Here is a 14,264-nt window from a genome sequence, read left to right as displayed (position 1 = left end):
GAGGGCGCGGCTCGCTCAGCCCCCGTTCGTCGGTATCGGCTCCTCCGCGCCTCCCGCCGGCGTCGTCTCCTCCGGGAGCTGCTCCTCCCCCGTCTTCGGGTCGACATCGGGCGCGCTCCTCCGCGCGCGGATATGCTGCCGGATCGCCTCGTTTTGCTTCACCACGGGCGCCAGCAGCTTGGCCCGCTTCTCGGCGTGATCGCCCGTCGGCTCGTCGTACGTGCCGAGGATCCTGGCGACGATCCGCAAGAGGTTATTCTGCCCGACCTCGCGCGCGGCTTTCACGGTGCCGAATTCGAGGTTATCGACCGCGGCCAAGGCCTCGTCGTACTTCTGCGTCAGCTTCACGACGCGCGCGGCATTGTGGGTGAGGCCGAGCTTCTGCACGACCGGCGCGAGCTCGCCTTCCAGCTTGCCGACGATCGTCTTCGCTCCGACGAGCTCCACGTCGTACGGCGCGTTCGTGATGGCGGAGACGCCATTCGGGAAGAGTTCGTGAAGGAAATGCTCGACGTCCGCGATGAGCTCCGCGTCCTCGACCTCGTCGGCGCCTCGGAGCAGCGCCTCGCCCGCGCCGCGCAGGCCGGAGAGGGCGTTGTCGAGCTGGATGTCGGCTTGCTGGAGCGCCTTCTGATCACGGACCTGTTTCGCCGAGGCCTTGCCCACCCGGCGCTTCGCAGCCCAGCGTTGCTCGAGCGCGTACGTCTTTTCATCGGCGAGGATCGCCTCGACGACGAGGGCTTCGATCGCGGGCGCAGGGAGCGCCGAGGCGATCTCTCGCACCCGAAGGAAGGTGAACAGGCGTCTGCCGACGGGAAATTGGTTCAACCGGAGGAAGTCTGCGAGGTCGACCAGCATGGCGGGCATGCTCGCGCCATCACGACGCGTCCGTCAAGTCGCACGTGGCCCTCGGGGAGGGCCGTCGACGTTGGAATCTTGCGCGCAGTCGGGCCTCGGAGGGGAAGGCCTGGGCAAGCTCGGTCATGCACGAGGCTGAGGCAGGCCCGCAAACGCGAGGGCGCGCGGACGTGAGGCGCGGCGGGGGCTCGAACCGCGGCGAGCGGCGGGGGAAAAAGAAGCGTCACGCGGCGAGACGACGAGACGCGGCGCGCGTGTGGGGGCCTCTCCGGGCTTCGAGGACGGGAGGACGCGGCCGAGGTGGGGCCTCACCGAGGCCGACGCGCGGGAGAGAGCGCCCGAAGCTGGGGGTCTTGGAGGCCAATACATGGCGAAGGTCGCGGAGGGGGACGGCGGTTCGAGGCTTCGAAGCGAGGAAGGTCGCGCGAAGGCCGGGCACCGTGTGGATTTTGTACGCGCGGCGGGACGAAGCGGAGGGCTTTGGGGGGCTTCGGGGCGGGCGCGCGGGGCGAGGATGAAGGCAGTGACCGGGTTTTGTGCGGGGGAGAGGCGCGAGGTCCCGAGGTGTCGGGGGCGAAGGCACGTGCGGGGGTCGTGAGAGGGCGAGGGGGGAGGGGTGTCGAGCTGGGCGTGAGGTCCGAGGTGGAGGCCCCCGAGGGGCCCTGCGTCGAGCGGCGCCGTGAGGGCTCGACCCCTGGAGGCCTATGTATCGGGCGCGGCGTCGCGAAGGGAGACCTCTCGTGGCGATTGGGTCGGGCGCGGGATGCCGCGCGAAGACCCCGAGGGGCCCCACGCATCACAACCAATCCCGAAACAGATACGCCGCCCACGACGCCGCGCGCTCCCACGGCGGACGCTTCTCCCAGCGTGACGCCGTGACCTCCTCGCAATGGGGCACGTCCGAGAGGAACATCGCCTCCATCGCCAGGCCGAAGCGCTCGTCCTCGACGAGCGCGTTCGCCTCGAGGTTCTGCCGCAGCGATTGCATGTCGAGGTTGCTCGAGCCCACCGTCGACCAGTATCCGTCGATCACCGCCGTCTTCGCGTGTAACACGCGGCCCTTCCATTCGTAGAGCCGCGCCCCCGCCTCGAGAAGGCGGCCATAAATCGAACGCGACGCGTGCAGGACCGCGGGCACGTCCGTCGTGCCGGGGACCATGATCCGCACGTCGACGCCGCGCTTCGCCGCCTCGCTCAGCGCGTGCAAGAAGCCGAGGGAGGGGAGGAAATACGCGTTCGTGATCCAGATGCGACGCGTGGCCTTTTTGATGGCCGCGCGATACGCGTCGCGGATGCCCGCGCGGCCGCGGTGCACGTCGCTCGTGATCACACGGACGCGTGGATCGGGGCGGCGGCTCGCCAGGCTGTAGAGGGGCTCGTCGAGGGCCGGGCCCTTGGCCTTCTTCCACGTGCGCAAAAAGTAATATTGAAGCTCCATGGCCGCAGGGCCCTCGAGCGCGAGGTGCGTGTCGCGCCAGGGAAGGGCGCCGCCGAGGTCGCGCGGCGCGTAATCGTCGCAGAGGTTGATCCCGCCCGTGAACGCGATCTGCGAGTCCACGATCAACGATTTGCGGTGGTTGCGCCGGACCACGTGCCGCAAGAGCTTCCGGTTCTGGAGCGCGTGGAGGACGGGGCGGAACGCGACGACCCGCGCGCCCGCCTCGCGCAAGCCCTCGACGTATTCGCTCGAGACCGACGAGCCCCAGGCGTCGTAGAGCAGGTTGACCTCGACGCCCGCGCGCGCGCGCTCGGCGAGGGCGCACGCGAAGGTCTGTCCGACGTGGTCGTCGCGAAGGATGTACGTCTCGAGGCAAAGGGTGGAGCGGGCGTGCGCGATGGCCTCGAGCATCGCAGGGAAGGCCTGCGCGCCGTCCTGGAGCAGGCGCAGCCGGTGCGAGCCGACGACCATGTCGCAGAAGGCCGGCGTGCGAAGGAGCGTCGTGGGCGGCGGGAGGGCGTCGATCGAGGGGATGGCGTCGACACTCGGAGCAAGCGGCAGGCTGCTGTCTCCTCGGCTCAAAACGTGTCCTCTCCCTCGCTCAGGGTAGCGCAGAATCAGCCCGCGGCCCCCTCGCCAAACGAGGCCGGCCGGGACGGCGCGAGGATCACGCGATCCCGCCCGGCGTTTTTCGCCGCGTAGAGCGCCGCGTCGGCGGCCTCGAAGAGCGCGAGCGGGCGAGGCGCGAGGACGGCATCGAGGTCGGCGATGCCAATGGACACGGTCGGCGCGCCAGGCATGTCGCGCAGGGCGGCGCGGATCCGCTCGGCGAGCTCGAGGCCCTGCGAGGCCGTCGTCGCGGGCAGGAGCACGGCGAACTCGTCGCCGCCGTAACGTGCGGGCAGGTCCATCACGCGGCAGGTGCGGCGCAAGGCCTCGGCGACCGCGGTGAGCGCGGCGTCGCCGGCCTCGTGGCCGCCGCGGTCGTTGATCTGCTTGAGGTGGTCGACGTCGAGCAGGAGGAAGGCCACGGAGCCCTCGTGCCGCGCGAGGCGCGCGATCTCCTCGGCGAGGCGGGCGTCGAGGTGGCGGCGGTTCGAAAGGCCCGTCAGCGGATCCTTCATGGAGGTGGCGGCGAGCAGGTCCTCACGCGCGCCGAGGCGACGGCCGAGCAGGACAAACACCACGAGCGTGCCGAGGCCGAGGTAGCCGAGCGTGAGGGGGTCGGCCTCGATCTGCGCGAGGAGGAAGGTCGGGGTGGGCGCTCGCCGCGCGACGAGGGCGCGGAGCACGAGCAGGCCGAGGGGCGCGCCGAGCGCGAGCAGGGCGCCGAGGACGGGCCACACCCGCCGGCGGGGCCAGCTCTCGGGGATACGCGGCCTTCGCATGAAGGATCAGGCTGCTTGGAAGATCCGTGCCGGTAAAGGCCCCACGGGAGTGCTTCGCGCGTGGCACGGGTCGTGTTAGGCCCTTGCCGCGCAGAAGGAGAGAGACTGTATGCACCGGATTCTGGTTGGCCTCGATGCTTCCCCGCGGTCGAAGGACGTGCTCGACGCGGCGATCGATCTCGCGCGAAAGACGGGCAGCAAGCTCATCCTGATGCGCGCGATCGGGATCCCCGTGGAGATCCCGCCGGAGGCGTATGCCTTGCCGCCGGGCTCGCTCGAGGGGCTGCTGGAGCAAGAAGCGCTGCGGTACGTGGGCAAGGAGATCGAGCGCGTGCCCGAGGAGCTGCGGGGGCCGGTGAAGGTGGCCGTCGGGACGCCGTGGCAGGCGATCTGCCAGGCGGCGAAGGAGGAGAACGTGGACCTCATCGTGATCGGGTCCCACGGCTATCAGGGGATCGACCGGCTGATCGGGACGACGGCGGCGAAGGTCGTGAACCACGCGGACCGATCGGTGCTCGTCGTCCGTCACCCGGAGCTGCTCGCGGGTTGACGCAAGGCGTGCGTCGCGGCGCAGGGGGTGCGCCGCGACGGCTCACTTCGACTGGATGGTGATCGTGCCCGGATCGACGTAGCGGGTCTTGGCTTCGGCGCCCGTGAGGTAGGTGTCGTAGCCCGCGTTGCCGCGCAGGTAGCGCTCGTAAAACGCGGTGACGTAGGCCTTGGAGAGGGCGTTGACGGTCGCGTTCGGGAGGGTGGCCATCTTGCAGACGCTGCAGGTGAAGCCGCAGCTCGAGACGTCGTCGAGGAAGCTCATGTGGTTGGCGCCGTTCACCGTGACGGCGAGGCTCGGCGCCGTGGTCTTCGCGTAGAACGTGAGGAAGTTGTGCTCCGCCGGCGCGCACGCCTGCCCGAAGCCGCCTCCCGTGCTGTCGAGCGTCTCGCCGAGGAAACCCGTGGGCTTGGTGATCGGCAGCTCGTTACTCACGTCGATACAAGCCGGCGGGTTGCAGTCCGGGTTCGGGTCGAGCGGGTTGCCCGGCGCGCCGTCGACAGGATCGAGCACGATCGTCGCCTTGAAGCGCGCGTCGATCTTCGCCGCGTAGACCGCGAGCTTGCCGCCGAGCGAGTGCCCCGTGGCGCCGGCGTTCGCCGTGTCGCCTTTCAGCTCGGGCCTCGACGCGACCCAGTCGAGGGCGCTGATGATGTTCTGCGTGGCCTCGGTGTTGTTGGTGCCGGCGAACGAGGTCGGATAGTCGGCCGTGACGGCGACGTAGCCGAAGCTCGCGAGGCGCTCGAGGTAGCCGTAATACTGGCTCGCCGGGAGCTGGAAGCCGTGCGCCACGACGACGACCGGATACGGCCCGCTCGAAGGGCCCGCCGTCGGATACGCCGCGTGCATCGGCACCGTGTCGCCGGTCGGCGCCTTCCACTGGTTGTCGTCGACCTCGGCGAACGTGTATGGCCCGTCCTTGTTCGGATCGAGCACGGCCATCGGCGCGCCGCCGCCCATGCCGCCCTGGCCCATCCCGCCTTGGCCGCCGCCGCCGATGCCACCTTCGCCGCCGCTACCTCCGCCTTGGCCGCCGCCGCCTTGGCCGCCGCCGCCTTGGCCGCCGCCGCCCGGACCGGACGCGCCGCTGCCCGCAGGCCCGGTGATCGTCCCTCCCGCGAGGCCAGTGTCTCCGCCACCCGTGCAAGCCGCCGTGAAGGCGAGGCTCACAATGCCCAAGACAATGCCGAAGTTGCGCATGCCGCGGGCGTAAGATGGCCTCGGGACCGCGTCAACGCGGTCAACGGAGGATGCAGCCGCGATCAAGCGGTAAATTCGGTCGTCATCTGAATCCCCCAGTTCGTCGGGGGACGGACCGCGTAACTCAGCGCGAGGACCTCGATCAACACGACACGATAAATCTCGTGTACGTCGTCGACGTCGACCTCGCTCGCGTTCGCCTCGAGCGCCGCGTCGACGTGCTCGTGCACGAACGACAGGACGTCGGGCTGCTCCATGGCGATCACGTCGTCGGAGTCGACCGCCTCGGCCGGATCGGCCATGCGGAGCTGCTCGTCGAGCTTGAGCGACTCCTCGACCCCGGCGAGCGCGAGCGGCGTGACCTCGGCGAGGTCTTCATCAAAGACGTTGTCGAAGGCGAGCCAGACGGCGAGCGTCAGGAAGTACCCGAGCGCGAGCGCAGTTTCATCGAGAGGCCCGCCGAGGACCTGCGCGATACGATCCGCCAGCGCAGGCTGGGTCTGCTCGAAGCGAGCAAACGCCTCGTCGAGCTTCTGCCGCGCCTCTTCGTCATCCTCCGCGAGCTGCTCCTCGACCTCCGAGAGGGCCCGCAGAGGGACCTGCGCGAAGGACGGGACGGGACGGATGGCAGCGCGGCGGACCCACACGGCGGATACCTAGCACACGACGACACCGCGTTCTCGCGACATCGTTCGAGGTCTCCGGACGGACGTCACGGCGAGAGCAAGCGGACACTGCCGCTCGGGATCCATCCTTCGGTTCCGCCCCAGCGCACGTGAACGAGCGAGCCACGCGACGCGCCGACCTCGACGGCGTGCGCCTCGGGGATCGGCTCGCCGCCAAGCGCGGTGCCGTGATCGTCGACGAGGTGGACCTCGGGCACGACGATGACACCCGCGCGCGTCGTGAGCCGAAGCCTGCGCGCCGCGATCGTGAGCGGCAAGAACACGAGGAGCAAGACGAGCGCCGTCGGCGCCATGATGCGGCCCGCGACGGAGAACGAGGAGGCGCGGCTCTTGCGGAGGAAGAGGCCGATCGAGAGCAGCACGCTCGACGCGAGCGCGAGCAGGCTCCAGGTGCGCTCGGACGCGAGGCCGATGACGGCACGATCGAGCGTGGGGCGCACCGTGGTCGCGTCCTTGCCGCGGCGCGCGCGCCTGCGCACGACCTCCGCGCGCACGAGGTCGAGGGCGTGATCAGCCTCGAGGTCCGAAGGACGAAGGCGGAGGGTCTCCTCGAAGGCCGCCGCGGCGCGGCCGAGATCCCCGGGGCGATCGGCGCTGGCGCGCACACGCGCGACGTAGGCGAGTCCGCGGCCGAAGCTCGCGTCCGGGTGCACGAAGCCCATGTCGGCGAGCGCTTCGAAGCGCTCGATCGCGGTGCCGTACGCGCCGCGGCCGAGGGCCTCGGTGCCTTCGCGGAAGAGGTCTTCGGAGGACACGTCCGCGCGCGCCTCGGCCGCGAGCGCGAGCACGAGCGCGATCACCACGGCCTGCACGCGCCTCATCCCCGCGCACCCCCGGAGAGCGCGAGGAGCTCGCGCACGAGCGCGCGTCCACGCGTGGCGAACTCCGACAAGCTCGCCGCGGTGGCGCCCGGATCGAAGCGGAGCGCCGAGGCCTCGTCGAGCAGGCTTCGCGTACGCGCCGCGAGATCCTCCGGCACGCCCGCGTCTTCGAGCTCGCGCGCGAGATCGGCGAGCAGGATGCCGCGCGACTCGAGGTCCGTCGCGGCCTTGATGGCGTGGTGGACGGCGCGCTCGACGGCGGCCGAGAGCGCCTTCGTGTCGCCCTGCCCGCGCGCGACGTCAGCCTCGTCGAGCGCGACGTTCGCGAGGCGCGAAGGCGAGGAGGCGCCCGCGGCCCTGCGGGATCGGAGGCGGCGCGCGCCCGCGGCCGCGGCGGCGAGCAGGCCGTACGCGAGGGGAGGCGCGGCGATCGCGACGTAGAGGCTCGCGCCGTCGAAGAGGGGCGGCGAGGGCGCGGCGAAGGCGCCGAGCGTGACGCGCGGGGAGGGCAAGGTCGCGAAGGGATCGGCGTCACCCTTCGGAGAGGCAGGGGCGGCGCTCGGGGAGGCGCTGGGCGAAGCGGAAGGATCGGGCGCGGCGGAAGGCGCGACGTCGACCTTGCCGAGCGTGACGCTCGCGACGTCGTACCGCTTCGAGGCAGGATCCCAGTACGGCAGATCGATCTTGCCGAGATCGACCTCGCCCGGCTCCTGGATGCGCACGACGTAACCGAACGAGCGGTAGCCCGCGATGATCCCGCCTTGCGGGCCGATGGACTCGCGCTTCTCGGGATCGAGCCACTCGACGCCCGTGCGCGCAGGCACGTTGAGCGTCTGCGGGAAGTTGCCGTTGCCCTTCACCTGCACGGTGACCGCGATCGAGCCACCTTGCGTGAGCTTGCGCGGCTCGACGGTGGCCGAGAGGGAGAAGCGGCCGACGTCGCCGAGCACGTAACCCGGCGGGCGATTCGCGCGCGGCGGCTCGGTCACGCGGACGACGATGTCCTCGCTCGACCGCTCGACCAGGCGGCCGACGCGTTGCCCCGAGAACTTGATGGTCATGGGACCGATGTGCAGATCACCCGCGCGGACCGGGAAGAGCGCCACGCGATCGATGAGGCGCGCCAGGTACGTCCTGCCGCCTGCCTTGGCGCGGAAAGGCGGCTCGAAGCCGGGCGTCGTGATCATCGACATGCGGATGAAGTCGGTCATCGACGCGTCCCGCGCCGGCGCCATCTCCACGTTGACGCGCTGGTAGACGTAAAACGAGACCGTCACCTGTTCGCCGACGACGGCCTCTTTTTTGTCGGCGCGCGCGTGGACGAACACGTAGGGATCGGGCGCGGTCTTGAGCTCGAGCTTCTCGTCTTGCGCGGCTTGCGGCTCGTCGTCGTCGTCATCGTCGTCGAACGGATCGTGGCCGCCGAAGAGCCCCCCGAAGAGGCCAGGGCCGCCCGGCATGAGGAAGGGGTTGTGGCTTCTGCGGGATCGTCCGGTCGAGGGGACGATCTCGACCTCGACCGCTTGCCCCGAGAAACGTTTGCCCGACCAGAGCACGCTCGGCGCGGGGATCTTCACGCGGCCGGGGGCGTTCGAGACGAGCTGCCAGCTCGCGTCGATGCCGAGGCGCGTATGGCCGTTGATCGAGACCATCGAGGTGCCGACGGACGGGCCGCCCTGGATGGTGGCGCCTCGCGGAGGCGCGAGCCGCGGATCACTCGGCATGGGCTCGCCGGGCGGGACGAGCGCGGAGAGGTTCACCGAAAAGGGCTCGCCGACCTCGACCCTGCGCGCGCTCACGCGGGTCGTGACCTGCGGCTCGGCGTGCGCGACGTTCGCCGCGGCGACGAGCGTGATCTCCGCGGCCACGAAGGCCGCGATCGCCCCGGCCCTCACTTGTCCTCCATCACGCGACCACGCCGCGTGCCGGCCTTCATCTTGGCCTCCTGCTCCTGGTAGGTCGGCGCCTCCTCGAACCGGTCGAGGATGCGATCTTCCTGGCCCGGCTGGGGCTCGGGCGAGGCAGGCTGCGGCGGCGGAGGTGGCGGCTGTCCGGCGTCCTTGCCCGCGTCCTCTCCGGCGTCCTGATCCTGGCCGCCGTCGCCGTCGCCCCCGTCTTTCCCGGCGTCGTCGCCAGCGTCTTCGCCAGCGTCGTTGCCGCCGTCCTCGCCAGCGTCGTTTCCGCCGTCGTCACCGCCGTCGGAACCGTCCGATCCATCGTCGCCGTCGGAGCCGTCGCTCGCGTCGTCGCCGCCGTCTTCACCTGCGTCCTGGTTCGCGTCTTGCTCGGCGTCTTGCTCGGCGTCTTGCCCCGCGTCCTTCTCGTCCTCGATGCGCCGGAGCGCGATCGCGCGGTTCCACGCGGCGTCGCGCCCGATGCCGTCGGCGGCCGCGTCCTCGGGCAGACCCGGGACGAGCGCGATCGCGTCGTCGTAGTGGCGCACGGCCTCCTCGTACTTCTTCCGCAAGAACTCGAGGTTGCCCGCGAGGTAGTGCGCGCGCGCGCGTAGATCGATCGGGACCTTCGGATCCTCGGCGATCGCCCGCGCGACGATGAGCGCGCAGTCGATCTCGAGCGAGCGCATCGCGGCGAGCTGCTCCTCCTCGGGCCCGCCGTCGCCCATCTCTTCTTCGCCGAAGCGACGGCCGTACTTCTCCGCGATCGAGAAGAGCACGAGGCCGAGGTCGAACGAGCCGTTGTACTTCTGGCGGACCGCGTCCGGCAGGCCGATCCCCGCGTCCGTGCACGGCCCGGTGCCGAGGTACGTCTCGAGCGCCTCTTCGGCCGATTCGAAGCGGCCCGCGTCGAGGTCGGCGAGGGCCTGATCCACCGCGGGCGCGTTGCGCTCGAAGGGCGATCGAGGATCCCACCCGCTGCAGCCGGACGCGAGCCACGTCGCGCCGCCGAGCACACAAGCGAGGGCGAAGAGGGCGATCGCCGCGGTCTTCGCGCGGCCGCGAAGATCACTCGAGCCACGCGAGGCGCGGGCGGCGCGCTCTTTCCGATCAGGCCGGGGCACGACGCACCTCCCTTCGTTTGCGTTCGCCGGGCGGAGGCTTCGACGCGGCCCTCCTGCGGAGGATGCGCAGCGGCGCGTCCGTGATCAGCGCCTCGGCGATGAGCAGGAGGATCGCGAGCCCGAGCGGGTAGTAGTAGACGTCGGCGTAGACCGTCTCGATCTTCTCGGCGAGCTCGCTCTTCATCTGCTTGCGCAGGTCCGCGGCGATCCGATCGATCCCGGTCGTGCCCTTCTCCGCGACGATGATCTCGCCGCCGGGCGTCGACGTCGCGATCGATGCGAGCTGCTTCTCGCCGTGCACGGTGAGCGCCGTGGTGAGGGGTTTTCCGTTCCGATCCGTGCGGAAGCCGATCACGCGGCCGTCCTCGCCGACCTCGGGGATACGCTCGGGCGTGCGGCCGCCGATCTGCACGACGTGCACCGTCGTGCCCTCGGCGCCGAGCTGCCGCGCGACGGAGGCCGGATCCCCCTCGAGGTCCTCGCCGTCCGTGACGAGCAGGACGATCCGTTTGTGCTCCGACGATTTGGGATCCCGCTTCAAGAGGTCCCGCGCGAGGGTGAGGGCGCGGGCGATCGCGGTGCCGCCGACGGGCATGTCGTTCGGGTCGAGCTGCCGGAGGAACTGCGCGACCGCGGCGCCGTCGGCGGTGAGGGGGAAACCCATGGGCTCGCCGGCGAACGCGACGGCGGCGAAGCGCGCGCCTTCGAGCTCCTTCACGAGCCGCGCGACCTCGACCTTCGCCCGGAAGATCCGCGAGGGCTCGACGTCCCGCGCGTACATGCTCTTCGAGTAGTCGAGCACGAGGACCACGTCGACGTTCGTCGCGGGCACGAGGCGCGTCCCCTTGCCGTACTGCGGGCGCGCCGCGGCGAAGAACGCGAGCGCCGTGGCCATCACGAGCAGCACGGCCTTCCAGGCGCGGCGCACGGAGGGGTCGCTCGTGCGCAGCGCCTCGACCCGATCGAGGTCGCCGAAGGCCTTCGCCGCGCGCCGCCGGTAGACCGCGCCGAGCGCGAGCAGGAGCGCGACGAGGGCCGCGAGGGCCGTGCAGAAGAGGAAGATGGGCTGACCGAAGATCACGGGAACCTCCGGAGCAGCCAGGCCCGCAGCAGCGCGTCGAGGCCGACGAGCACGACGCCGGGGATGAGCAGGAAGGGAAAGAGGTCCTCGAACGACGCGCGGCTCGCCTCGAAGCGCGTCTTCTCCAGCTTGTCGAGCACGGCGTGCATGCTCTGCGCGAGGGCCTGCGCGTCGGTCGCGATGTACGCCTCGCCGCCCGTGGTCTTGGCGATCCACTTGAGCAGCTCGGGGTTCACCGGGTAGCGGCGGCGCACGTAACGCGGCTGGCCGAGCAGATCGAAGCCGTCCTCGACGTCGACCTCGTCGTCGTTTCCGATCTGGATCGTGCTGATCTGCGCGCCCACGCTGGTCGCGAGGTGCGTCGCGTATTGCGGCGAGACCAGGCCTTCCTTGTTGTCGCCGTCCGTGAGCAGCACGATCACCTTCGACTGCGCGTCGCTCCTGCGCAGGCGCGCGACGGCCGTGGCGAGCCCGTCGCCGATCGCCGTGCTCGAGCCGTCGATGACGTCGAGGGTCATCTTGCCGACGAGCTCGCTCAGGAGGTGGTAGTCGAGCGTGGGCGGCGAGAGGACGTACGCGCTCTTGCCGAAGACGACGACGCCGATGCGGTCGGTCTTGCGGCGGGAGATGAAGTCCTGGAGGACGATCTTCGCCGTATCGAGGCGCGTGAGGCGCTTGCCGCGCGGGAGCACGATCCGGCCCGGCAGATCACCCGGCCTGGCGTCGAGGATCGCGCGCATCGAGCCCGAGAGGTCGAGCGCGACGACGATGTCGATGCCTTTGTCGTCGCTGCGCTCGTCGCGCAGGATCGAGATCGGCCGCGCGATCGCAGTGACGAGCAGCGCGACCGAGACGGCGCGCAGGACGCCCGGCAGGTCCCGGAGCTTCGCGCGCACGCCACGCGGGCCGGAGGTGAAGGCGTGGATCGTGCCGATACGCAGGCGCGGCGTGCGCCGATCCTGGCCGGCGGTGCCCCACCAGAGCAGGAAGGGCACGACCACGAGGCCGAGGAGCAACCACGGCAGCTCGAAGCTCGCGCTCTCCCAGGCGTCGCGCCGCGCGAAGAAGGGCCACGCGAGCGCGAGGGCGAGCACCACGAGGGTCTGCAAGAGGACGAGGGCGAGCCGCTTCACGGCGCACCTCCCGCCGCTTCTTTGCGCGCCGGCGCGTCCTTGCTCACAGGCGTCGTGTTGCGCACGATCGTGATCCCCCGTTCGAGCGCGGCGAGGCAGTCGTCCTCGCTCGGCACGACGCGCGCGAACTTCACGAGGTCGGCCTCCTCGAGGAAGCGCGTGATCGTGTCGAGCCCGCGCACCGGCGGCCGCACGCGCGCGAGCGTTCGCTGCATCTCGTCGGTCGTGCTCTCCAGCCCGTCGAAGCCGTACCGCGCGCCGAGGTACTTGCGCACGCAGTCGCTCACGCGATCGAAGTACTCGTCGTTCTTGCCGTCCGCGAGGAGGTTCGACGCGCGGATCGCCTCGAGCTCCTCGAGCGCCGCGATCCACGGCAGCTTCGGCGCCACGTAGGGCGCGGCCTTCGGCCTGCGCGACCAGCGCACGAAGAGCCACGCGCCGATCGCCGTGAGGATCGCTCCCACGAGCGCGCCCGCCGCGACCTGCTTGGCGAGCACCCACTCCTCGCGCTGCGGCCTGCCCTCGGGGTTCGGGCGGACCTTCGGATCGAGCTCGTTCGCGATCGGATCCTCGACCAGGATCGGGTGCGGCGACGTGCAGACCGTGACGATGTCCCCGCTCGCGCGCGCCAGCGTGATCGGCACCGGCGGCAACATCATCACGTTCCGGCCCGGCTTCTTGGGCAGGGCCACGAACGGGATCGTCACCTTCGTCGTGGACGACGCCTCGCCCGCCTCCGTGGCCGCGACCGGGCCCGCGCCGCCGTCGGGGTCGGGCACGACGAACCCCGCCTCTTCGAGCGCTTTGTACGAGTCGCTCGCTCGTTCGACGCGGAACCCGCCGGGCATCACGGTCTCGCCCTTGCCGTGCACGACCGTGATCTCGAGCGGCGCGGCCCAGCCGCTCGTCCCGCGCTCCGGGAACGTCTCCGTGATCTTCGGCCGGCTCGCGCCCTCGGGCACCCGCTCCACACACGACGCCCACACCCGCGCGCCCGCGTCCGCGTCCGCCTCCTGGGCCGCAGCGGGGCGCGCCACGAAGGCCATGCCCGCCGCGAGGACGAACGCCGGGACGCTCTTCGCCCTCGTCATCGCCGGGCCCTCCTCGCGCGCTTCGCGAAGAGCTGGCGCAGCGGCTCCACGTAGCTCCGGTCCGTGCGGATCGTGACCGTGTCGACCGCGAGCTTCTTGAACAGCTTGTCCCGCTCGCGCCGCATCTTCAGCATCTCGGCCTTGTACCGCTCGCGCACCTTGTGATCCGAGGTGTCGACGAGCACCTCTTCGCCCGTCTCCAGGTCCTCGAACGTCGCGAGTCCCACGTCCGGCAGCTCGAGGTCGCGCGGGTCTTCGAGCACGACCGGGATCACGTCGTGCTTGCTCGCGGCCAGCGCGAGCGCGCGCTCGTAGCCGCTGTCGAAGAAGTCGCTCACGACGAACGCGACGCTCCTGCGCTTCTGCACCTTCGAGAGCGTCTCCAGCGCGACCCGGAGGTTCGTCCCCGCGCTCTCTGGCTCGTGCCCCAGGATCTCGCGGATGACCCGCATCACGTGTTTGTCGCCCTTCTTCGGCGGCACGATCTTCTCGACGCGGTCCGTGGCCAGCACGAGGCCCACGTTGTCGTTGTTGCGGATCGCGCTGAACGCGCAGAGCGCGCAGATCTCCGCCGCCACCGCGGCCTTCGAGGCGCGCCGCGTGCCGAAGCTCTCGCTCTCCGAGGCGTCGACCACGAGCATCACGGTCATCTCGCGCTCTTCGACGAAGACCTTCACGAAGGCCTCGTTCATGCGCGCCGACACGTTCCAGTCGATCCAGCGCACGTCGTCGCCGGGGTTGTACGCGCGCACCTCGCGGAACGAGAGGCCCTGGCCGCGGAAGACCGACGAGTACGTCCCCGAGAGCTGCTCGTTCGCGAGGTGGCTCGTCTTGATCTCGATGACGCGCAGCCGCTTCAAGAGGTCCGCGGCCCCGGCCTGCGCCCGGTCCTTCTTGCTCTGCGCGTCTTCGTGCGGCGGCTCGTCGCCGAGCCCGAAGAACGCACGGAGCCGCTCCCCGAAGCTCGGGCCCTTCGCCTTGCCTTTTTTCTTGCGGGCG

Annotated in this window: 13 protein-coding genes; 1 reads left to right on the top strand and 12 read right to left on the bottom strand. The window is 70.7% G+C overall.

Annotated features, from left to right (window positions below; all coding sequences use genetic code 11):
• Positions 1-15: 15 nt before the first annotated feature.
• The 3 genes from GF068_RS25910 to GF068_RS25900 form a co-directional block, all read right to left on the bottom strand.
• A complete protein-coding gene (locus tag GF068_RS25910; protein ID WP_153822123.1) occupies positions 16-858 on the bottom strand; it encodes a hypothetical protein in 843 nt (280 codons plus the stop codon).
• Between the two features lie 796 nt (positions 859-1,654).
• The gene (locus GF068_RS25905) at positions 1,655-2,878 is read right to left on the bottom strand and encodes a phospholipase D-like domain-containing protein (RefSeq protein WP_240807389.1); all 1,224 of its coding nucleotides are present in this window, start codon (positions 2,876-2,878) and stop codon (positions 1,655-1,657) included.
• A gap of 35 nt (positions 2,879-2,913) precedes the next feature.
• Complete coding sequence (locus tag GF068_RS25900; protein WP_153822122.1) at positions 2,914-3,684, bottom strand: GGDEF domain-containing protein; 771 nt, start codon at positions 3,682-3,684, stop codon at positions 2,914-2,916.
• Positions 3,685-3,793: 109 nt separating this feature from the next.
• On the opposite strand from GF068_RS25900, the gene GF068_RS25895 reads away from it, so the two are divergent.
• Positions 3,794-4,234, top strand: coding sequence for a universal stress protein (locus GF068_RS25895; protein WP_153822121.1), 441 nt, complete (start codon positions 3,794-3,796; stop codon positions 4,232-4,234).
• 42 nt (positions 4,235-4,276) lie between these two features.
• Here GF068_RS25895 and GF068_RS25890 read toward each other — a convergent pair whose 3' ends face one another.
• The 9 genes from GF068_RS25890 to GF068_RS25850 form a co-directional block, all read right to left on the bottom strand.
• Entirely contained in the window at positions 4,277-5,404 is a 1,128-nt protein-coding gene (locus GF068_RS25890; protein WP_338046585.1) for an alpha/beta fold hydrolase, read from the bottom strand.
• 92 nt (positions 5,405-5,496) lie between these two features.
• Positions 5,497-6,081, bottom strand: a complete 585-nt coding sequence (locus GF068_RS25885; protein ID WP_338046573.1) for a hypothetical protein — start codon at positions 6,079-6,081, stop codon at positions 5,497-5,499.
• Positions 6,082-6,146: 65 nt separating this feature from the next.
• Positions 6,147-6,941 carry an outer membrane protein assembly factor BamD gene (locus GF068_RS25880; protein WP_153822120.1) on the bottom strand — a complete coding sequence of 265 codons (795 nt, stop codon included), beginning with the start codon at positions 6,939-6,941 and terminating at the stop codon, positions 6,147-6,149.
• On the bottom strand, positions 6,938-8,836 hold the full coding sequence (locus GF068_RS25875; RefSeq protein ID WP_153822119.1) for a BatD family protein: 1,899 nt from the start codon (positions 8,834-8,836) through the stop codon (positions 6,938-6,940). Before GF068_RS25875 ends, GF068_RS25880 begins: the two co-directional genes overlap by 4 nt.
• Positions 8,833-9,960 (bottom strand): tetratricopeptide repeat protein, encoded by a 1,128-nt coding sequence (locus GF068_RS25870; protein ID WP_206079553.1) that lies wholly within the window; start codon positions 9,958-9,960, stop codon positions 8,833-8,835. Before GF068_RS25870 ends, GF068_RS25875 begins: the two co-directional genes overlap by 4 nt.
• Positions 9,947-11,041 carry a vWA domain-containing protein gene (locus GF068_RS25865; RefSeq protein ID WP_338046572.1) on the bottom strand — a complete coding sequence of 365 codons (1,095 nt, stop codon included), beginning with the start codon at positions 11,039-11,041 and terminating at the stop codon, positions 9,947-9,949. Before GF068_RS25865 ends, GF068_RS25870 begins: the two co-directional genes overlap by 14 nt.
• Positions 11,038-12,174, bottom strand: coding sequence for a vWA domain-containing protein (locus GF068_RS25860; protein ID WP_338046571.1), 1,137 nt, complete (start codon positions 12,172-12,174; stop codon positions 11,038-11,040). The genes GF068_RS25865 and GF068_RS25860 overlap by 4 nt, the downstream gene beginning before the upstream one ends.
• The gene (locus GF068_RS25855) at positions 12,171-13,265 is read right to left on the bottom strand and encodes a hypothetical protein (protein WP_153822118.1); all 1,095 of its coding nucleotides are present in this window, start codon (positions 13,263-13,265) and stop codon (positions 12,171-12,173) included. The genes GF068_RS25860 and GF068_RS25855 overlap by 4 nt, the downstream gene beginning before the upstream one ends.
• Positions 13,262-14,125, bottom strand: coding sequence for a DUF58 domain-containing protein (locus GF068_RS25850; RefSeq protein WP_153822268.1), 864 nt, complete (start codon positions 14,123-14,125; stop codon positions 13,262-13,264). Before GF068_RS25850 ends, GF068_RS25855 begins: the two co-directional genes overlap by 4 nt.
• Positions 14,126-14,264: the final 139 nt, after the last annotated feature.

Origin of the sequence: Polyangium spumosum (assembly GCF_009649845.1) — a bacterium.
GTDB lineage: Bacteria > Myxococcota_A > Polyangia > Polyangiales > Polyangiaceae > Polyangium > Polyangium spumosum.
This window is presented reverse-complemented; position numbering and strand designations above follow the sequence as displayed.